This is a genomic window from Winogradskyella psychrotolerans (genome assembly GCF_018860565.1).
GTDB classification, from domain to species: Bacteria; Bacteroidota; Bacteroidia; order Flavobacteriales; family Flavobacteriaceae; genus Winogradskyella; species Winogradskyella damuponensis.
Window position 1 is genome coordinate 205106 of record NZ_JAHKPS010000018.1, and the last position, 21210, is coordinate 226315.

At 31.9% G+C, this 21210-nt stretch carries 13 protein-coding genes; 11 read left to right on the top strand and 2 right to left on the bottom strand.

Annotation, left to right across the window (positions count from 1 at the left end; genetic code table 11):
• Positions 1 to 46: 46 nt before the first annotated feature.
• Positions 47 to 1276 carry an HD domain-containing protein gene (locus KO504_RS07510; RefSeq protein WP_215925711.1) on the bottom strand — a complete coding sequence of 410 codons (1230 nt, stop codon included), beginning with the start codon at positions 1274 to 1276 and terminating at the stop codon, positions 47 to 49.
• Between the two features lie 41 nt (positions 1277 to 1317).
• On the opposite strand from KO504_RS07510, the gene KO504_RS07515 reads away from it, so the two are divergent.
• The 8 genes from KO504_RS07515 to KO504_RS07550 all read left to right on the top strand — a co-directional run bounded on the left by KO504_RS07515 (position 1318) and on the right by KO504_RS07550 (position 8730).
• On the top strand, positions 1318 to 2865 hold the full coding sequence (locus KO504_RS07515) for a bifunctional response regulator/alkaline phosphatase family protein (protein ID WP_215925712.1): 1548 nt from the start codon (positions 1318 to 1320) through the stop codon (positions 2863 to 2865).
• 176 nt (positions 2866 to 3041) lie between these two features.
• Positions 3042 to 3506, top strand: coding sequence for a tRNA (adenosine(37)-N6)-threonylcarbamoyltransferase complex ATPase subunit type 1 TsaE (gene tsaE, locus KO504_RS07520; protein ID WP_215925713.1), 465 nt, complete (start codon positions 3042 to 3044; stop codon positions 3504 to 3506).
• 156 nt (positions 3507 to 3662) lie between these two features.
• Entirely contained in the window at positions 3663 to 3809 is a 147-nt protein-coding gene (locus KO504_RS07525) for a hypothetical protein (RefSeq protein WP_215925714.1), read from the top strand.
• Positions 3772 to 4293: a hypothetical protein gene (locus tag KO504_RS07530; RefSeq protein ID WP_215925715.1), complete on the top strand. Its 522-nt coding sequence runs from the start codon at positions 3772 to 3774 to the stop codon at positions 4291 to 4293. Before KO504_RS07525 ends, KO504_RS07530 begins: the two co-directional genes overlap by 38 nt.
• Before the next feature lie 112 nt (positions 4294 to 4405).
• Positions 4406 to 5605 (top strand): alanine dehydrogenase, encoded by a 1200-nt coding sequence (locus KO504_RS07535; RefSeq protein ID WP_215925716.1) that lies wholly within the window; start codon positions 4406 to 4408, stop codon positions 5603 to 5605.
• Between the two features lie 45 nt (positions 5606 to 5650).
• Positions 5651 to 6028, top strand: a complete 378-nt coding sequence (locus KO504_RS07540) for a hypothetical protein (protein ID WP_215925717.1) — start codon at positions 5651 to 5653, stop codon at positions 6026 to 6028.
• 87 nt (positions 6029 to 6115) lie between these two features.
• Entirely contained in the window at positions 6116 to 7135 is a 1020-nt protein-coding gene (locus KO504_RS07545; protein WP_215925718.1) for an NAD-dependent epimerase, read from the top strand.
• Between the two features lie 215 nt (positions 7136 to 7350).
• Positions 7351 to 8730, top strand: coding sequence for a nucleotide sugar dehydrogenase (locus KO504_RS07550; protein ID WP_215925719.1), 1380 nt, complete (start codon positions 7351 to 7353; stop codon positions 8728 to 8730).
• Between the two features lie 72 nt (positions 8731 to 8802).
• Here KO504_RS07550 and KO504_RS07555 read toward each other — a convergent pair whose 3' ends face one another.
• Positions 8803 to 16332, bottom strand: coding sequence for an Ig-like domain-containing protein (locus KO504_RS07555; RefSeq protein ID WP_215925720.1), 7530 nt, complete (start codon positions 16330 to 16332; stop codon positions 8803 to 8805).
• 528 nt (positions 16333 to 16860) lie between these two features.
• Between KO504_RS07555 and KO504_RS07560 the strand changes: the two genes are divergently transcribed.
• The 3 genes from KO504_RS07560 (at position 16861) to KO504_RS07570 (ending at position 21209) form a co-directional block, all read left to right on the top strand.
• A complete protein-coding gene (locus tag KO504_RS07560) occupies positions 16861 to 18477 on the top strand; it encodes a glucosamine inositolphosphorylceramide transferase family protein (protein WP_215925721.1) in 1617 nt (538 codons plus the stop codon).
• Between the two features lie 327 nt (positions 18478 to 18804).
• Positions 18805 to 20145 carry a murein biosynthesis integral membrane protein MurJ gene (murJ, locus tag KO504_RS07565; RefSeq protein ID WP_215925722.1) on the top strand — a complete coding sequence of 447 codons (1341 nt, stop codon included), beginning with the start codon at positions 18805 to 18807 and terminating at the stop codon, positions 20143 to 20145.
• The gene (locus tag KO504_RS07570) at positions 20145 to 21209 is read left to right on the top strand and encodes a glycosyltransferase family 4 protein (RefSeq protein ID WP_215925723.1); all 1065 of its coding nucleotides are present in this window, start codon (positions 20145 to 20147) and stop codon (positions 21207 to 21209) included. Before murJ ends, KO504_RS07570 begins: the two co-directional genes overlap by 1 nt.
• The last annotated feature ends 1 nt before the right edge of the window (position 21210 follow it).

A 21210-nucleotide genomic window follows, 5' to 3' on the forward strand; every position in this document is an offset into this window, starting at 1 on the left:
TAGATTTTAAAGTCATGTTGCTTTCCGCAAAAATAGAAAAAAAGGATTACATTTTCTTTTTAGGGTAGCACATATAATATTTAGTGATGGGTTTACTCAGTGCTTTTAGGTTTAATTGGTCCGATGCTTTTACGATATCTTTTATTTTTCCTGATTTAAATAAGATATTGATTTTCTGAAAGTTATTCTGATATGCTTGGTTTGTTAACTTCCCTTGAAACACAAAATATGAGGCTTCATGATTAGTAATTTTATGTTTTTTTATTAAAGCTTCTGAGTGCATTTTTAATTCTGAAGATTTAATGGGCTTATTTTTCAGCTTTACTTTTAATAAGTTTCTATTTAATATCATTTGGCAAAGGTTACTCAATACAAAATCTTCATGGTTTTGCCAATCTTTCATAGCTGCTACAATATCATAATCGTCTAATTTTGAAAAAACAGTTAAAGTTTCATTATTAAAATTTTCGGCATTAATTTCAGAAAAAAGAAAATAAAATAAAGCATCACTACAATTTAGCTTTACTCCTTGTTGCACTAATTCTTTTGCTCGCTTTAATGTTCCCATTAATAATTGTTCGGCAACGACACCTGTTTTATGCATATATACTTGCCAATACATAAAACGTCTAGCTATTAAAAACTTTTCTACGCTTAAAATCCCTTTTTCTTCTACTACTAACTGGTCGTTAACGACGTTTAACATGGTGATTAATCGCTCACTATTTATATTACCTTCTGCAACTCCTGTATAAAAACTATCGCGCTTTAAATAATCTGCTCTATCCATATCTAATTGGCTAGAAATGAGCTCACACATAAATTGTCGTGGGTATTCTCCTTTAAAAATAGAAATAGCTAACGTTAAACTTCCGTTAAACTCTGCATTGAGTTCTTCCATAAAACGCAATGAAATTTCTTCGTGAGAAACATTATTTACGATACTATGTTCCATGGCATGAGAAAAAGGACCATGACCAATATCATGTAACAGAATGGCTATTAACAATCCGTTTTCTTCATCCTCACTAATTGTAACTCCCTTAAAACGAAGCACATTAACAGCCTTTTGCATTAAATGCATACAACCTAAAGCATGATGAAAACGCGTATGATGTGCACCTGGATAAACCAAGTAAGACAATCCCATTTGGCTAATGCGACGTAATCTCTGAAAGTATTTATGTTGAATAATATCGAAAATTAACGAATTCGGAATCGTAATAAATCCGTAAATTGGATCGTTAAAGATTTTAAGCTTATTTTTTGTAGGCAAAATTTTAAAATTCAAAAATTAATAAACAAATATACCATAACATGATAAATATTCTCTGGGTTGACGATGAAATAGATTTATTAAAGCCTCATATTATCTTTTTAGAGCAAAAAGGTTACACTGTTACCAAATGCCAAAGTGGAACTGAAGCTTTAGAAATTATAACTGACACAAACTTTGATATCGTCTTTTTAGATGAGAATATGCCTGGATTGACAGGGTTAGAAACTTTAAACGAAATAAAAGAACGACGTGCCAATTTACCTATAGTAATGATTACTAAAAGTGAAGAGGAATATATTATGGAAGAAGCCATTGGTAATAAAATTGCCGATTATTTAATAAAACCCGTAAATCCAAATCAGATATTATTGAGCTTAAAGAAAAATTTAGACCACTCTCGTTTAATATCAGAAAAAACAACCTCTAATTACCAACAAGAATTCCGAAAGATTGCTATGGATTTATCTATGGTTAATTCGTATGAGGAATGGGTAGATTTATATCAGAAATTAATTTACTGGGAACTACAATTAGAAAGTATTGAAGATGCTGGGATGACTGACATTTTAGAGTCTCAAAAAAACGAAGCCAATATGCAATTTGGTAAGTTTATTGAGAAAAACTATGAAGACTGGTTTCAACCCAACACAGATGCGCCAGTAATGTCGCATACCTTATTTAAAGATAAAATTGTTCCTGAATTAAGTGATAAACAACCAACAGTTTTAGTGGTGATAGATAATTTACGTTATGATCAATGGAAAGCGTTTGAACCTATTGTAAACAATTATTACAAAAAAACTTCTGAACTGGCATTTTATAGCATCTTACCTACAGCAACACAATACGCGCGTAATGCTATATTTTCGGGATTAATGCCTGCTGATATGGAAAGTTTATTTCCTCAATATTGGAAAAATGATACTGATGAAGGCGGAAAAAATTTACATGAAGCCGATTTTCTAAGAGAACAATTAAAACGCTTAGGATTAGGTCACTTAAAACATGAATACCATAAAATCACTAATCTTAAAGCTGGAAAAAAATTAGTTGAAAATTTTAGGTCTTTAAAAGATAATGACCTTAATGTGATTGTCTATAATTTTGTGGATATGCTTTCGCATTCTAAAACCGAAATGGAAGTCGTTAAAGAACTAGCATCTAACGACAAAGCATATCGTTCGCTAACGGTAAGTTGGTTTAAAAACTCACCATTATTAGAAATGATTCAATTATCACAACAGCTCGGTTTTAAACTAATATTGACTACAGATCATGGCACTATAAATGTAAAAGCTCCTACTAAAGTTATTGGAGATAGAGACACTAGTTTAAATCTGCGATATAAAACAGGCCGTAGTCTAACATACCAAGACAAAGATGTTTTAGCCGTTAAGAATCCTAAATCTATACATTTACCTTCGTTAACAATGAGTAGCTCGTTTATATTTGCAAAAGGAGATCTATTTTTAGCATATCCTAATAACTTTAATCATTATGTAAGCTATTACAGAAATACATATCAACATGGCGGTGTGTCTTTAGAAGAAATGGTTATTCCGTTCGTAGTAATGGATCCTAAATAATTACTATTATATACAAGATTAAGTTGTCCAACTAAAACCTGTATTTTAACGAGATACTCATATTAGACGATAACAAAAACCCCTTTAAAATGCAAAAATAACCGACGAAATGCACTTTTCTTTAGGTTTTTCAAAATTTTATACCTAATATTGTAGTATTAAATTTTTAAAAAACATTGAAAACTATAGAGTTTACATACCATATTAAAGATATTAATGCTACTGCAAGCCGTGTTTTAGGATATTTGGATGCTAAGACAGTGTTATTTAATGGCAGCATGGGAGCTGGCAAGACTACATTTATTAATGCACTTATTAAAGCAATGCAAAGTGATGATATAGCAACGAGTCCAACCTTTTCTATTGTAAACGAATATACTTTACCAAATGATAAAGTATATCATTTTGACTTCTATAGGATAGAATCTATAGATGAAGCTTATAGTTTTGGTATAGAAGACTATTTAAATAGTAATCATTGGTTATTTATGGAGTGGTCAGAACGTATTGAAGAACTCATACCAGAAGATTCACAAACCATTACCATTACTCATTTAAACGATAATATTAGATCCCTCAAATTAACTGTAAATACTAAACATTTTACCGAGAACGAAGCCATGACAGTATCAAAATTTTAAAAAAAGATTAATACTATTCCTACAAGAAGACACTAGTATTACGGAAAAACCGTAATTGAAGCCTCATAATTTATTGGACTTTAACAATTTCTCATTTGTAAGCACTATACAATGCTCTTACATTTGTTGCAATTAATTAATTAAATCCCTTAAATTATGAAGACTAAAAAAAACTTAGTATTAGCGATTGCAATCTTCGGAGGAATGTTATTTACTGTACAAGCTACTAACATTATTGACTTAGATGGACAAACAACAACACAAATTGAAAAGAAAAAATTTAAGAAGCCAAGAAGCTTATAAAGCTAGTTTCAAGAAAGGTGCTCTGCTTGCGATTATTATAGCTAGTGTACCATTCTTATTTTCTTTACATGAAAGTATTCCAAGTAAAAAAATTTGGAGTACTTTTTTGTTTACATATGACAGTAAAGTATGGGAAGATGCCAACTTGGTAATGTGGATCTTTACAGGCAAAGCCATACCTTTATTACTTTTACTAATTTGGTTTTTCACATGCCGTCACTGGTGGCACCATGCATTAATTGTTCCTATTATAATGTATACTTACCAAATTTTTGATTTATTCAATGAAGACCAAGGGTATTTTGACGAATATCAAATAGTCGTATTACTACCAATTATGGCATTTGTTGTGCCTTCCATTTATTTAATTAGAGCTAAGGCATTTAACAAAATAAATAATGCAGATAAAACACTTGAAGAACTTGAAGAAGAATTCATGATTAAGCCTAAAGGTGTTTGGAGTAAGGTTAAGCAATATTTTTAATCTTCTATTTTACATTGATTGAGATATTATTCGTAATTTGAAGTTAATTTACGTATCGTAATATTTATAGCGTTTCGTTATATTGCAATTACTATTAAAATTGACCAATTAAATGAGTAAATCTTTGTCACCATTTACAAGAGCCCAATTATTACCTCAAGAAGAGACTTTAGAAATTCTTAAACAAAAAGGAGAACTATTTATTGGAATTCCTAAAGAAGCTCATTTTCAAGAACGGCGTGTATGTTTAACACCAGATGCAGTATCTGCATTAACAGCCAATGGCCATCGTGTACTATTCGAATCTGGCGCAGGTGAAGGTGCAAATTTCAAAGATAAAGACTATAGCGAAGCAGGTGCAGAAGTTACAAAAGATACCGCGAAGGTATACTCCTGTCCTATTATTCTTAAAGTAGAACCTCCTTCTATAGATGAAATAAAACTCATTAATCCGCAAACACTTTTAATTTCTGCGCTTCAAATAAAAACACAAAACAAATCTTATTTTGAAGCTTTAGCAAAAAAACGAATTACAGCATTAGCATTTGAATATATTAAAGATGATGACGGTGCATATCCTGCCGTAAGCTCTCTTAGCGAAATTGCAGGTACGGCTTCCATATTAATCGCATCAGAGTTATTATCTAATGTTAATGGTGGTAATGGTTTAATGCTAGGTAATATTAATGGAGTACCACCTACAGAAATAGTTATTTTAGGAGCTGGTACTGTTGGAGAATTTGCAGCACGTTCTGCTATTGGCTTAGGTGCTAATATTAAAGTATTTGACAGTTCTATCACTAAACTCCGTCGACTTCAAAATAATTTGGGCCGTACTGTTTACACCTCGACTATGCAGCCTAAAAATCTTTTAAAAGCCTTAAAACGTTGTGATGTTGCCATTGGAGCTGTAAGAGGTCTTAATCGTGCACCAATTGTAGTTACAGAGAGTATGTTAAGCCATATGAAAGCAGGGTCTGTTGTTATAGATGTTAGCATAGATATGGGAGGTTGTTTTGAAACTAGCGAAGTTACTACACACGACAAACCTACTTTTGAGTATAATGGTGTAGTTCATTATTGTGTACCTAATATTCCAGCGCGATATTCTAGAACAGCCTCAGTTTCAATTAGTAATATTTTCACTCCGTACCTATTAGAAATTGGAGAATATGGCGGTATTGAAAATGCGCTTCGATTTGATCGCGGTTTAAAAAATGGGTTGTATTTTTACCACGGCATTTTAACTAACAAATCTGTTGCAGAATGGTTTGGCTTAGATTACAACGATGCCAATTTATTAATTTTTTAACCTATTCTCAACGATTAACAACCGAATAGAATTATTTGCGCTACTATGAAATTTATACATCGTTTAGGCTACTATCTTGGTGGTTTTGCTATTGGTTTAATTCTTCTAATGTTTTTTTTAAACGGAAAAGATGCTTCTTGTGATTATGGACCTAATGCTAGAACAACAAAAAACATCAGCTCTAAACCTATACAATATTCTAATAAAGCCTCTGTATTTATAGCAAACCAAGCTTTAGATTCTACAACAATAATCAATTTAGTAAAATTTGGAAGTGTTGATTTTTCTAAGAGCAAAACAAAAATAGATTCGTGTAAAATCTATTATATAGAAAACAGTTATAAAGAACAAGAATTAGCATTAGAGATTAAAAATTGTGACTCCATAGCGACACTCCTCGATATTAATTATACAAACAACTAATTTGTTGAAATTGTTTGGTGTAGAATTTAGACGTTTCATTCTAAATTCACATATTTGAAGCTATTTCCAAAACTTAAAAATCATAACATGAAAATATTAGTAACAGGTGCCGCAGGATTTATAGGGTTTTACACCTCTAAAGTTTTACTTTCTAAAGGTCATCAAGTCGTTGGTTTGGATAATATTAATGATTATTATGATGTTAATTTAAAATATGACAGATTAACTGAATTAGGTATTTCTAAAGATGAAGCTTCAGAATTTAACACACTTTGTAATAGTAAATCTGAAGATTTTTCTTTTGTAAGAATGAATCTTGAAAACAGAGATGAACTTCCTAAATTATTCAAAAACGAAAATTTTGATATTGTATGCAACCTTGCTGCACAAGCAGGAGTAAGATATAGTTTAGAAAACCCTGAAACTTATGTCGATTCTAATTTAGTTGGTTTTTTAAACATATTAGAATGTTGTAGAAACAACAATATTAAACACTTAGTTTATGCTAGTAGTTCTAGTGTATATGGTATGAATAAGAAAATACCGTTTTCAACTGATGACAATGTAGATCATCCAATAAGTTTATATGCTGCCACTAAAAAAAGTAACGAACTTATGGCACACACCTACAGTCATTTGTTTAAAATACCTACTACAGGTTTAAGATTCTTTACAGTATACGGCCCTTGGGGAAGACCAGATATGGCTATGTTTTTATTTACAGACGCCATCGTAAACGATAGACCGATTAAAGTCTTTAACCACGGTAATATGGAACGGGATTTCACTTATATAGATGATATCGTAGAAGGTGTGGTTAGAATAATTGAAAAAACACCTAAACAACGAATTGAATCTAATGAACTATACAAGATTTATAATATTGGAAACAACAATTCTGTAAAATTATTAGACTTTATCAAGGAAATAGAAGTCAACCTAGGTAAATCTGCAACTAAAAATATGATGGAAATGCAACCTGGAGATGTAGAACGCACTTGGGCAGATGTTGATGAACTTATTAAAGATTATGACTACAGACCTAACACATCTATAAAACATGGGGTTAAATCTTTTATAGATTGGTTTAAAAACTATTACAATTAAGAATAAATTTTGAACAAAAGTTCTTATTTTCGAAGCCTAAATGATACTTATCGTAAAAATATGCCATTGATATGTAATAATTACTTCAATTCAATTATTTCTATCAAATTTGCTGTCATTTACAATATTTAACTCAAATCTAAACAAACTTAAAAAACGAAGCGAGTATGTTAAGAATCTAGCATCTTGTTAGTTTAAAAAATAAAAATAAACACATGAAAATCACAAATATCTGTTGCATTGGGGCTGGCTACGTAGGAGGACCTACAATGGCGGTAATAGCAAAAAAAAATCCACACATAAAAGTTACTATTGTAGATATAAATGCAGAACGTATTGCAGCATGGAATAACAAAGACGTATCAAAACTACCAATTTACGAACCTGGATTAGCAGAAATCGTAGAAGAAACTAGAGGAAAAAATTTATTCTTCTCTACTGAAATAGATAAAACGATCGCAGCATCTGAAATGATTTTTATATCAGTAAATACACCAACCAAAACTTATGGTAAAGGAAAAGGTATGGCTGCTGATTTAAAATACGTAGAACTATGCGCAAGAAACATTGCCGAAGTAGCGACAACAGATAAAATTGTTGTAGAAAAATCAACCTTACCAGTAAGAACAGCCCAAGCTATAAAAAGTATTTTACACAATACAGGAAGTAATGTAAAATTTGATATTTTATCTAATCCTGAATTTTTAGCTGAAGGCACAGCAGTTCAAGATTTATTAAGTCCAGATCGTGTACTTATTGGAGGTGAATCTGAAGATGCTATTGAAAGTTTAGCCGCTATTTATGGAAGTTGGGTACCACAAGACAGAATTTTAAGAACTAATGTCTGGTCGTCAGAATTGTCAAAACTAACCGCTAACGCATTTTTAGCACAACGTATATCTTCTATTAACGCTATATCAGAATTATGTGAACATACAGAAGCTAATGTAAACGAAGTCGCAAAAGCAATTGGAATGGACTCTAGAATTGGACCAAAATTCTTAAATGCATCTATTGGTTTTGGAGGTTCTTGTTTTCAAAAAGACATATTAAATCTTGTTTACATTGCTCGAAGTTACAACCTTAATGCTGTAGCAGACTATTGGGAACAAGTGATTATTCTAAACGACCATCAAAAACGACGTTTTTCTGATAACCTAATCAGTACACTCTACAATACGGTTTCTGGTAAAAAAATCGCAATGTTAGGTTGGGCCTTTAAAAAAGATACCAACGATACAAGAGAATCTGCTGCTATTTATGTTGCAGACCACTTATTAAATGAACAAGCTAATATTGCCGTTTACGATCCTAAAGTAAATAGTGAAAAAGTGCAAGCAGATTTAAATTATCTTAATACAAGATCTGATGAGGAAAACAAAGATTTAGTCAAATATTATGACGATCCTTATGAAGTATCTAAAGACGCCCATGCAATTGCAATTATGACAGAATGGGATGAATTTAAGACATACGATTGGCAAAGAATATATGAGCAAATGAAAAAACCTGCTTTTATTTTTGATGGAAGAAATATTCTTAACAAAAAAGAAATGACTAAAATAGGTTTTGAATACTCCTCAATTGGCCAATAATTTATTAATTATTATATAAAAAAAGCACCAAAAAAAATTAATTTTTGGTGCTTTTTTCTTGAGGTCGTTTTATTATTCTACGATTAGTTTTTTAGTTACATCTGTTTCTTCACCAATAAATTTTACAAAGTAAACACCAGATTGAAGTGAGCTTATATCAACTTGAATCGTTGAGCTCGTACTTATATTTTCATTAGATATTTGAGTACGTTGGATTAATTTCCCTGTGACATCATAAATATGCAAATCTGAAACAACCAACACTCCAGAAAATTTTATGTTAACTTGATCATCTGCTGGATTTGGGTATAAATTAAATTTAAAGTCTTTTGGGATATCTGTTGGATCCGTTGTTTGAGCTATACAATCCGCATCTATTTCTACTCTTACTGTAGCTTCATCAAAATCTAAAGGATTGAATACAGTAACCGTATAATCTGTTGTTACATCTGGAGACACCTGAATAGTTGGAGTTGTTTCTCCTGTACTCCACACATATTCATCTCCACCTGTAGCCGTCAATGTTGTCATTTCGTTTAAACAAATTACAACGTCTTCACCTGCGTCAGCATTAACATAATCAAATACATTAACAGTGACTAGTTTTTCGTCATAACAGTCGCCTATATAACCTTTAACTTCATAAGTTGTGGTTGTAGAAGGACTCACAGCAATATTAGGTTGTGTAGCGCCATTACTCCATTCATAAGTATTTGCTCCCGAAGCTGATAAGGTTACAAAGTCACCATTTAAAATCTCAACACTATCACCATTTGCAATTACCACTTCTGGACTTGGATCTACATGAACCATAACATCGTCAGTATCTTCTTGTCCATTATTAAAAACTGTAACAGTATAAGATGTTGTAGAAAATGGACTTACAACAATACTTTGTGTTGTTTCTCCTGTACTCCATAAGTAACTATCACCTTCATTAGCTGTTAAAGTAACTTCATAAGTTTGGTTATCACAAACATAAGTATCTTCACCTGCTGAAGCTAAAAATACAGGTGTAACTGTAACCACTACCTCTACGACATCACTACTACAAGTATTTGTTGAACCTATCACTGTATATGTTGTTGTTTGAGTTGGGCTAACTACTATAGAATTAGAAGTGTCCCCTGTGCTCCATAAATAAGTTTCAGCACCATTAACAGATAAAGTTGTGCTTTCTCCTTCAACTATTGTAATATTTTCACTTGCTGTTATAACTGGTATTTCATTTACTGTAACCGTTACACTGTCTGTATCTGAATTCCCTAAATCATCAGAAACCGTAACTGTATAAGTGGTTGTTTCTGTTGGTGTAAATGTTGGATTGGCACCTGAACCACCAGTATTCCAAATATAACTTGTACCACCTGAAGCATTCAAGGTTACACTCTCTCCAATACAAATAGAAACATCGTTCCCTGCATTTGCGATAACCTCTGGTATTACGGTCACATCAACTTGTGCCGTAGTTTCACAACCATTAACTGAAAAACCAGTGACCATGTAAGTCGTAGTTTCTAATGGACTTACAACAATTGAGCTTGAAGAGTCACCTGTATTCCAAAGGTAAGTTTCTGCACCATCAGCAATTAAGTTTGCACTTTCTCCTTCAAATATGGTAATATTTTCACTTACTGTAATACTTGGTAATTCATTTACTGTAACCGTTACACTGTCTGTATCTGAATTTCCTAAATCATCAGAAACCGTAACTGTATAAGTTGTTGTTTCTATTGGAGTGAATGTTGGGTTAGCAACTGTATCACCTGTATTCCAAGAATAGTTAGAACTTCCTGATGCATTTAATGTTACACTCTCACCTATACAAATTGAAACATCGTTACCTGCATTTGCTATAACCTCTGCAGGTATTACTGTCACTACAACTTGTGCTGTAGTTTCGCAACCATTAATAGAAAAACCAGAAACCGAATAAGTTGTAGTTTCTAAAGGACTTACTAAAATTGAGCTCGATGAGTCGCCTGTACTCCAATGATAAGTTTCTGCTCCATCAGCAACTAAGTTTGTACTTTCTCCTTCAAATATCGTAATGTTTTCACTTACGACAAGGTTTGGTAATTCATGTACAGTAACTGTTACACTATCAGTGTCAGAATTACCAAAATTATCAGATACTGTAACAGTATAAGTTGCTGTTTCTGTTGGGCTAAATGTTATTGATGCACCTGTTTGCCCGGTATTCCAAGAAAAATTAGATCCTCCACCACCTGTAGCGTTTAGCGTTACACTATCACCAATACAAATAGCGACATTGCTACCTGCATTAGCGACAACTTCTGGCACTACCGTAACAGTCACTTGCACTTCTTCACTTTCACAACCATTTGAAGAAAAACCTGTAGCTGTATACGTTGTGGTTACATTTGGACTTACAGAAATAGAATTAGAATTCTGACCAGTACTCCATAGATATACATGAGCTCCACTCGCTGTTAATGTAGCGCTCTCTCCTTCTATAATTGTAATATTTTCACCAATAGTTACATCCGATAAATCAGGTACAACAACTGTAACACTATCTGAATCAATATTTCCATAATCATCACTTACAATAACCGTATATGTTGTTGTCTCTGTAGGACTAACAACGATTGAAGCACTAGTTTCGCCTGTATTCCAAGAAAAATAAGAACTACCTGAAGCAGTTAAAGTTACACTGTCGCCACTACAAATAACCACATCAGGCCCTGCATCTGCAATTACTACTGATAGTACTACAACCAATACCTCTTTAATAACTTGACAGCCATTTTCTGAAAAGCCAGTAACACTATATGTTGTTGATTCTGTAGGACTAACTGTTATTGATGCCGTTGTCTCGCCTGTTTCCCAAAGGTATGATTCAGCTCCACTTACAACTAAATTTGCGCTTTCTCCTTCTAATATGGTAATATCTTCAATTAAGGTTAAGCTAGGTAAGTCATTTACTATAACGGTAACGCTATCAGTATCAGAATTTCCGTAATCATCACTAACTGTAACCGTAAGTGTTGTAGTTTCTGTTGGACTAAATGTTATTGAAGCACTATTTTGACCGGTACTCCATAAAAAATTAGAACCTCCAGTAGCGCTTAAAATTACAAATTCACCTTGGCAGATTGCAATATCATTGCCGGCATTTGCTATAACTTCTGGTATTACAGTAACTGTAACTTGTAATGTAGTTGAACAACCATTACTTGAAAAACCTGTAACAGAATAGGTCGTTGTCTCTAAAGGGCTAACGTTAATAGAGCTAGAACTTTCTTCAGTACTCCATAGATATGTGTCCGCTCCATCAGCAATTAAATTTGTACTATCACCTTCATTAATAATAACGTTTTCACTAACAGTTAAATTTGGCAATTCATTTACTGTAACTGTAACACTATCGGAGTCAGAATTACCATAATCATCCGTTACAGTAACAGTATATGTTATTGTTTCAGTTGGACTAACAGTTATAGTACTACTTGTATCTCCAGTATCCCAAAGGTATGTTACACCTCCTGAAGCATTTAAAACAATACTTTCTCCACTACAAATAACAACATCGTCACCTGCTTCTGCAACTACTTCTGGAATTACCGTAACAGTAACTTCTGAGGTACTTTCACAACCATTTTCCATAAAAGCAGTAACAGTATATGTTGTTGTTTCTGTTGGATTTACTACTAAAGTATCTGTAGTTTCACCAGTATTCCATAAATACGAATCTCCTCCTGAAACTTCAAGTGTTGTAGAGTTACCTGTAATGATAACAGTATCTTCACTTATAATAATTTCAGGTGTTGGTAACACAGTAACCATAACATCATCAGTAGACGAACAATTATTAGCAGTTACTTCAACACTATAAGTTGTGTCTTCATTAGGGTTTACTGTAATAGATGCAGTAGTATCTCCCGTACTCCACAAATATGAATCACCACCTTCTGCTGTTAAAACAACAGATTCTCCATTACAAATTACTTGATCATCACCAGCATTAGCTATTGGTAAAGGATTAACGGTTACGGTCACTTCATCCGAATCAGAATTTCCAAATCCATCTTCAACTGTAACTGTATATGTTGTTGTTTCTAAAGGTGCAAACGTTGGAGATGAACCTGTATTTCCGGTATTCCATGTATAAGTTACACCACCTGATGCATTTAAAGTAATACTTTCTCCTAGGCATATTGAAACATCTTCGCCTGCATTAGCACTTAAAACATCCACTACAGTTACTAGTGTCTCAATAGTATTTTGACAACCATTTTCAGAAAATCCAGTTACTGAATATGTTGTATTTACTTCTGGACTTACTGTTATTTCTGCTGTTGTTTCACCTGTACTCCATAAATAAGAAACTCCACCGCTAGCTGTAAGCGTTACAGAGTTTCCAAACATAACAAACACATCTTCATTGGCTGTAATACTTGGAATTTCATTTACAAAAACCGTAACGGTATCTGTATCTGTAAAACCAAAATCATCTTCAACTGTAACAGTATAAGTTGTTGTTGTTTCTGGACTAACAACAAGATCCGAAACTTCTTCACCATTATCCCACAAATACATTGAGCCACCTGAAGCAGACAGTGTAATAGTTTCTCCACTACAAATAGTCGTATCATCACCTGCATTGGCAATAACTTCTGGCACTACAGTAACTGTAACATTTACAGTAGCTATACAACCATTAATACCAAGAGAACTAACAGAATAAGTTGCTGTAACGTCTGGTATTACTGTAATAGACTCTGTTGTTTCACCAGTATTCCATTCATAATTGTCTCCTCCATTTGCTGTAAGTGTAGTTGACTCACCTTCAACAATTACAATATCTTCAGTAACTATAATAGTTGGAGCTTGATTAACAAAAACTGTAACTTCATCTGTACTAGAACAATTATTAGAAATTACTTCTACACTATAGGTAGTTTCTAATTCGGGATTTACTTCAATTGAAGCTGTTGTTTCACCAGTACTCCATAAGTATGAAGTTCCACCTGACGCCGTAAGTATCGTTGATTCACCTTCACAAATGATTTGATCTTCACCTGCATTTGCAACAGGTAAGTCATTTACTGTAACCGTAACACTATCTTCATCTGTATTTCCTTCATCATCAGAAACGGTAACCGTATATATTTCTGTTGTAGTTGGATTAACGTCAATTGAAGCTGTGGTTTCACCTGTGCTCCATAAAAAATTTGGACCGCCTGACGCTGTTAACGTGACTGTTTCCCCGCTACAAATAACTTGATCTAAACCTGCATCTGCGACTGGAAGTAAATCAAAAAAAAAGTTTATAGAAAAATCATCAATAGCTACAACACTACCAGAACCTCCATTTCCACTATAATAGGTTACTGTAAAGTTATAAGTACCTTCTTCAACCAAGTATGGTTCGAAATTTAAACCAACGTGTCCATTTGGAAGTCCTGCATAAATAGCATCACTCTCTATCCAGCTTCCATTAGTTGGTCCAGTCCACGTAATACCTACACTTTCAACTTCTGTACTATCGTCTCCTCCTTGAGGAATACACCTAAAATTTATTCTATCCCCTTCATCTTCTAAATTAATTGCAACATCGGATTCGATATTTTGAATAATCAAATCTGTTTCTGCATTATAAAGAACATAAGTTCCATAAAACTCATCTACTACGGTAATGACTGAACTATTAGTAATACCACCATCATTTGCAGTAAATAGTATTTCTACTTCACCTTCAGAAACTGCTGAAACTAAACCGTTGTCGTTTACAATAGCAATTGATTCATCACTACTTGACCAAGTACCTGTAACATCTGAAGTGTTAGAAGGAAAAAACTCTGTTATTAATTGAACACTTTCACCGAGTTCTAAAGTCGAATTTTCGGGTGTAATTAATAAAGATTCTAATGAGATTACAACATTTGTAACTGTTAATTCTGTAGAATCTGTAAATCCACCATCCATAGATGTAAAAGTTATAGTTACTACACCTTCAGAAACAGGTGTAACTACTCCATCTGAATTTACTATAGCAACAGTTTCATCACTACTACTCCATGTACCATTTTGGTTTGTAGCTTCTTGCGGAAGTATTGTTGCAGTTAAATTAATTGTATTTGGAATATTTACTGTTGCTATTTCTGGAGTTACTTCTACTCCTGTAGCTTCAATTATCTCAATTCCATTAAGATCAATTTCATTTAAATATTCTTCTACACCAATATATCCGCTTGGCCAAACATAATTAGATATATCTTCATCTGCTGCAAAGCCTCTAGCTATTTTCCATACGTCTGGAATTCCATCGTTATTAGTATCAAAGCTTGATGGTCTTGTATTTTGAGGCACAGTTGGGTAAGGTATTGAAGTCTTGCTATCATAAAAACTACCTTCATACGTATCATTCTGAATCATTAAAATATCACTTGCATCTTTATCATCGCGATATGGGTAAATAGAACCATTTGCATTTAGCGTTTTATCGGCACCAACATCATCAAGTAAAGTATTGTAAACCTCACTAGCTGGTCTTATTGTAAAATTATGACCTGCAAGAGAAAACTGAGAACTCGTAAAATATTGTTCTGGCACTTGAGAATTTTCTGGTAAATGCGAACCAGCAAAAACTGACCACATATCTGAGTCATCTCCTAATGGTATTTCGCGCTGTTCTTCTATCAGGCTTCCTGCTGCGTAAATTAATGGGGTATAACCTGGCTGTGTCTGCAATTTCTGTAAAAACCTTGCTGTAATATCTACATTATTAAACCATCCTGGTTGTCTTATTCCATTAGCCGAACCTTTGTAGTAATTATTTACTACGTTATATGTTCCGCTACCAGTAATTCTTATTAATCTATATTTCCAATTATAAACTATATTATTTATGATATCGTAATGACCATTACCTTTTGGATTTGGAAATCTATGTGAAATATTGCTAAAAACATTGTTAACAAATGTAAAATCACCATCTTGAGTTTCTGTACCTAATATAGAACCTGTTTTGCTATCCTGAAAGAAACAATTTTGCACTGTAATATTACCCATTATAACAGTAGGATCTTGAGGTCTACCATAACCAGATGCTAAACTTCCTGATTCATCTCCACCATGACTAAATGTACAATGATCAAAAATTATGTTGTTTCCACCCGTAAACCATAATGAATCTTGTATACTATTTTCTGCATTCCTAAACCGAATATATCTTATAATTACATTACTAACCTCTCTAAACATAAATTCAGATGTTTTAATACTTATACCACCTGCAGGAGCAGATTGACCTGCTATTGTTATGTTGTCATAATCAGATCCGCTAATAATAGGTGTATAATTCCATTCGCTGGTTGCGTCAATTTCACCACTCACATCAAAAACAATGATACGAGGACCAGGTGTCTGTATCGCTTCTTTTAACCCGCCTGGCGCATCCCAATCTAAAGTTGTGACATGAATAACTTGTCCACCACGTCCACCAGTTGCGTATGCTCCTGCACCTTTAGCTGTAGGAAATGCTAACTGTTGAGCATTTAAATTAAATACTAAAAAGAATAAGAATAAAACAGGTAAATAATAAAATGATTTTAGGGTAATTTTAGGAAACTTCATAAATTCTTGGGTCATTATAACTTTAAGTAGGGATTGCAATCTATAAAAATAAAATGTTTTACTATGTTCAAATGCTTTATTATTCGACGAAATGCAGTCGAATGTATTTTTTTTCGATGAAATGTAAAAAAATGTAGGTTAAAACATACGATGAATATGAATAAATATTTTAATTCATCTATATACGGACATTTAATACAGTTTAGACGTATCTAAATGTGACATTTAACACTTTATCGGATTTTTTTACAAAAATAACTATGAAATGCAGTAACTTTTAAAGTCTTTTTCCATAGTTATACAGAGTTATTAACATATAAAACTAGTAAAATAAGATGGTCCAAATATTAATATGAAAATGACATACCTTTAGCTATAATGTAGATTGAAGCGGTAATTAAAATAACTGTATTAGCTTAAAAAATATTATTATTCCTTTAAAATTATTTAGTTTAGGTTAAAAATTGTTTTTTTGACTTTTATTAAAACAAAAATTAACAGTAACATTTTTTTCTTTTAGGTATTGATATGAAAAAACTAAGAATTGCATTAATTGTAGATCATAGAAACTATTTTGCTTGGCAGGATGCAATTGTCAAAGACTTAAAGGATTCTAAATCTGTAGAAATAGTTTTAAAAATAAATTTGGACGAAGAAATAAAGAAAGCAAAAAATTCTGAAAAAAAACTTCCTTTATTATGGAAACTGTTTTTAAAAATAGATTCAAAAATTTTTAAACCTAATCCTAATGCTACAGCAATACTTGATAACGATATAACATTAAATGATATACCTTCATATCAAATTACAGATAGCTTTATACCAAGTGATTTAGATACATATAATTTAGATATTATTTTAAACCTAACTGAAACAAATTCTAATTTAAAAATACAAGATGCGGCTAAATATGGCGTTTGGTTTTTAAATCATTGTGATTTAGATGGCATTAATAAAAGGCCATATGGAATTTGGGAAATGCTAGATCAGAAACCACAAGTCGCAGGTGTACTTAGATACCTGAAATTAGGAATGTCATCGCCAAAAACTATTGATCTCACATTTTCTTGTAAAGATGGATTAAGCTATAAAAGAAATCTCAATGAAATTTTATGGCAAACCCATTTTTTAGTTAAAAATAATGTTGAATTATTAGCAACAAACGAAGAACTTTTTAATAAAAAGCTAAATTCTAAATCTCACATCTATGAATCCAAAGCGATTAATGTTCCTTTATTACCTCCTTCTAATTTAAAAATCTTAAGTTTTGTACTCAAATTATATAAAAACAAAATATTACAACTTATTAAAAGTCAATTTTATTTTGATCAATGGGCTTTAATCTTTTTTAACAACAAAAACGCTAATGATCCATTTAACCTAAAGTCTTACACAAAAATATTACCGCCTAAAGATCGTTTCTGGGCCGATCCTTTTTTAATAAAGCATAACGACAAAACATATTTATTTATAGAAGAATTAATTTATAAAAATAAATTGGGACATTTAGCTGTAATGGAAATTGACGAGCAAGGAAATTACACTAAACCAGAAACAATTTTAGTTAAAGACTACCACCTCTCCTACCCTTTTGTTTTTGAAGATAATGGCTCTTATTATATGATTCCCGAAACTAGCGGAAACAATGACATCCAACTATACAAAGCTACAGACTTTCCATTAAAATGGGAATTTCAACAAGTACTAATGAAAGATGTAGTTGCTGTAGACACAACTATTTATAAAGAAAATGACACCTATTGGATGTTTACCAATATGAAAAAACACAAAGGTGCATCCAAACATGTAGAACTTTTTCTCTATTCTTCTAAAAGCTTATATACAGATCAATGGATTGAGCACCCTTTAAACCCAATAATCACCGATATTAAAACGGCTAGACCAGCTGGCAAACTTTTTATTAATAATGGCAAACTATATAGACCTTCTCAAAACTGCTCTAATCATTATGGATATGGATTAAATATATCTGAAATTACCTCTTTAAGTAATAATGATTTTAAAGAAACGATAATTACTGCTATTAAACCAGACTGGAGCAAATCTATTAATTGTACTCATTCTTTTAATTCTGCTGAACAATTATATATAAGTGATATTAAAATTAAGAGAAAACGATTTTAATCTGTATTCTTAAACAATTTACAATTACCTAGTTATTAGCAAATAAATGAGTTTATCCCAAAAAAAATGACGTTAATGTGATATTAAGATACAGTTTAATTTATTTTTCACATATTTGCTCAGCATATTGATTAACCCAAATCTAAATGATTAAAGTCTTAAATATTACATTATAATAAAACAGCTATTTCATTTTCTATATTTCTAGAAATCATGGAGTCACGATATAATTTTTATTTTAAAGAAGTAATATTTATAAATTTAATTTTTAGGCTTTCAAGCATTAATATTTAAACCTTTTTTTACAAGCCAACTCCCCTACCTATAATGTCCATTTTTAAATTACAATACATAAGAAATAAAATTAATGATGCCTTACACAATCCTCTTGTAAAAAACATGATGATTGTTGCTATCATAGCAATCCTTATTAAGGTTATTGCTTTTTATAAAGAAACGATCATTGCTGGTAATTTTGGTTTAGATGAGGTAATTGACACCTTTCTTGTCGCCATTTTAATACCTACATTTATACAAAGTGTCTTTGTGAGTTCTCTTAACAATCTTTTTATACCTAATTACATAGCAGAATTAAAAAGTAACGGCAATAAAGGAGGTTTTCAATCTTTAATTATAACTATTACAGTTGGCATTTCATTATTCTCTTGTTTACTAGCTTATTTGGGTACAGATATGTTTTTAAACATTGTTTATTCTGAATTCCCAGATAACTACTATGCCCTCATAAAGGAACAATTATATTTTGTTATGCCCTGTTTATTTTTTTGGGGAATCTCTATAGCACTCCGTGGACTCTTAGAAGTATCTAATCGCTTTTTAGTAGCGACACTTTCTGAAATAATACCATTACTTACCATGATTTTCTTTTTACTATTTTTAAAAGATAATTTTGGATATATGGTATTAGCCTATGGTACCTTAGCTGGGAGTATATTAGGTTTTGCTTATTTGTTGTTTTTTTCGATAAAATACAATGATTTAACACTTAGCAAACCTGTTCTAAATGATAACTCTCGTTTAATGATTAATCAGTTACCACCTAAAATATCATCTAGTTTTTTATCTGCAATGAATAATTATATTGATCAATTTTTTGTAGGTCAACTTGCAGTAGGTTCACTAGCTGCTATTAGTTATGGAAATAGATTGCCTGCTTTTGGTGTAGCTATTGTAATAATGGCTTTAGGTAGTGTTTTATTACCCCATTTTTCTCGATTAGTTAATGAAGATTTAAAAGCGGCATATCATCAACTCTTTAGAGCTCTAAAATTAATCTTAGGTATAGGCATAATAATTGTTATAATTAGTGTTTTTATGTCAGATTGGATTGTTGAACTATGGTTAGAAAGAGATCAATTCACACATAAAGACACCTTAAAAGTTTCTACTATTCAGCAGATTCTATTAATTAGTGTACCTTTTAATTTATGTACATTGATAATGGTTAAGTTCCTTACCAGTATTAACAAAAATAGATTTATGGCATGGGTTTCTTTAGCAAATTTAATTATTAATATTACGCTAAACTTTATTCTTATAAAATATTACGATGTTTATGGGCTTGTATTAAGTACCACTTTGGTATTTATATTGGGTAGTGTGTTTTATTTCTCTTATACTTACAAACAATATAAATTGATTAAGTAATGAAAATAGATTTTGTCGTCAATTCCTTAGTAGCCGGTGGTGCCGAACGCGTGCTAATTCTACTTGCAAATCATTTTGATAACAAGGGGCATGATGTTACCATTATTACATTCAATGAACCTGAAATATTTTCAGCTAATCCAACAGTTAAACGTATTAAATTACATGATGGTAAAATAAAAAATCATACGATAAGAAGTATTATAAACCTATACAAGATCTATTCAGATAAAAAAAACAGGCCTGATATTCTAATGCCTTTTATGACACAAACCAACTTTATAGGTGCACTAATAGGAAAGCTTAGAGGTATTAAAGTGGTTTCTGCTGAGCACAATAACCATTTAAGGAAAACCGATTTTATTGGAAAATTAGCTAGAAAGTATATGTATAGTAAATCTGACGCATTAACAGTACTTACCAAGTTTGATGAAGAATATTATAAAAGTAAAGGTGTTAATGCCTATATAATGCCTAATCCTTGTACGTTTGACATTTATAAAGAGACAGAAAGAAATAGAAAAAAAATAATATTAGCTGTTGGTGATTTAAATAGATATCACCATAAAGGATTTGATAACCTCATTCCGTTGATTGCACCTGTATTAAAGAAAAATAAAGATTGGAAACTAAAGCTCGTTGGTGGTGGTGATGAAGGCACAAAGTTACTAAAGAACCTAACTAAAGAACATGAAATTGAAGATCAGGTTATTTTTGAAGGTTATTCAACAAAAGTTTCTGAAATTATGGCAGAATCAGAAATCTATGTACTTTCATCAAGAACTGAAGGCTTACCTATGGTAATACTAGAAGCCTTTGCACGTGGAGCCGCTTGTATTGCTTTTGATTGCATTACTGGTCCTTCAGATATTATAGACTCTAACAAAAATGGCATTCTTATAGAGGATCAAAACTTTCAGGCAATGTCCGAAGGGTTAGATAAGTTAATAAATAATCCTCTTTTAAGAATTAAATTAGCTAATGAAGGTGCTAAATCCTTAGAAAAATATAATATAGATACTATTTATAATAATTACTTAAATATTTTTAAAAATATTCTATAAT

Coding starts and splice junctions, on each gene's coding strand:
- KO504_RS07515 (WP_215925712.1), top strand. CDS start 1,318: ATGATAAATATTCTCTGGGTTGACGATGAAATAGATTTATTAAAGCCT.
- KO504_RS07525 (WP_215925714.1), top strand. CDS start 3,663: ATGAAGACTAAAAAAAACTTAGTATTAGCGATTGCAATCTTCGGAGGA.
- KO504_RS07535 (WP_215925716.1), top strand. CDS start 4,406: ATGAGTAAATCTTTGTCACCATTTACAAGAGCCCAATTATTACCTCAA.
- KO504_RS07540 (WP_215925717.1), top strand. CDS start 5,651: ATGAAATTTATACATCGTTTAGGCTACTATCTTGGTGGTTTTGCTATT.
- KO504_RS07545 (WP_215925718.1), top strand. CDS start 6,116: ATGAAAATATTAGTAACAGGTGCCGCAGGATTTATAGGGTTTTACACC.
- KO504_RS07550 (WP_215925719.1), top strand. CDS start 7,351: ATGAAAATCACAAATATCTGTTGCATTGGGGCTGGCTACGTAGGAGGA.
- KO504_RS07555 (WP_215925720.1), bottom strand. CDS start 16,332: ATGAAGTTTCCTAAAATTACCCTAAAATCATTTTATTATTTACCTGTT.
- KO504_RS07560 (WP_215925721.1), top strand. CDS start 16,861: ATGAAAAAACTAAGAATTGCATTAATTGTAGATCATAGAAACTATTTT.
- murJ (WP_215925722.1), top strand. CDS start 18,805: ATGTCCATTTTTAAATTACAATACATAAGAAATAAAATTAATGATGCC.
- KO504_RS07570 (WP_215925723.1), top strand. CDS start 20,145: ATGAAAATAGATTTTGTCGTCAATTCCTTAGTAGCCGGTGGTGCCGAA.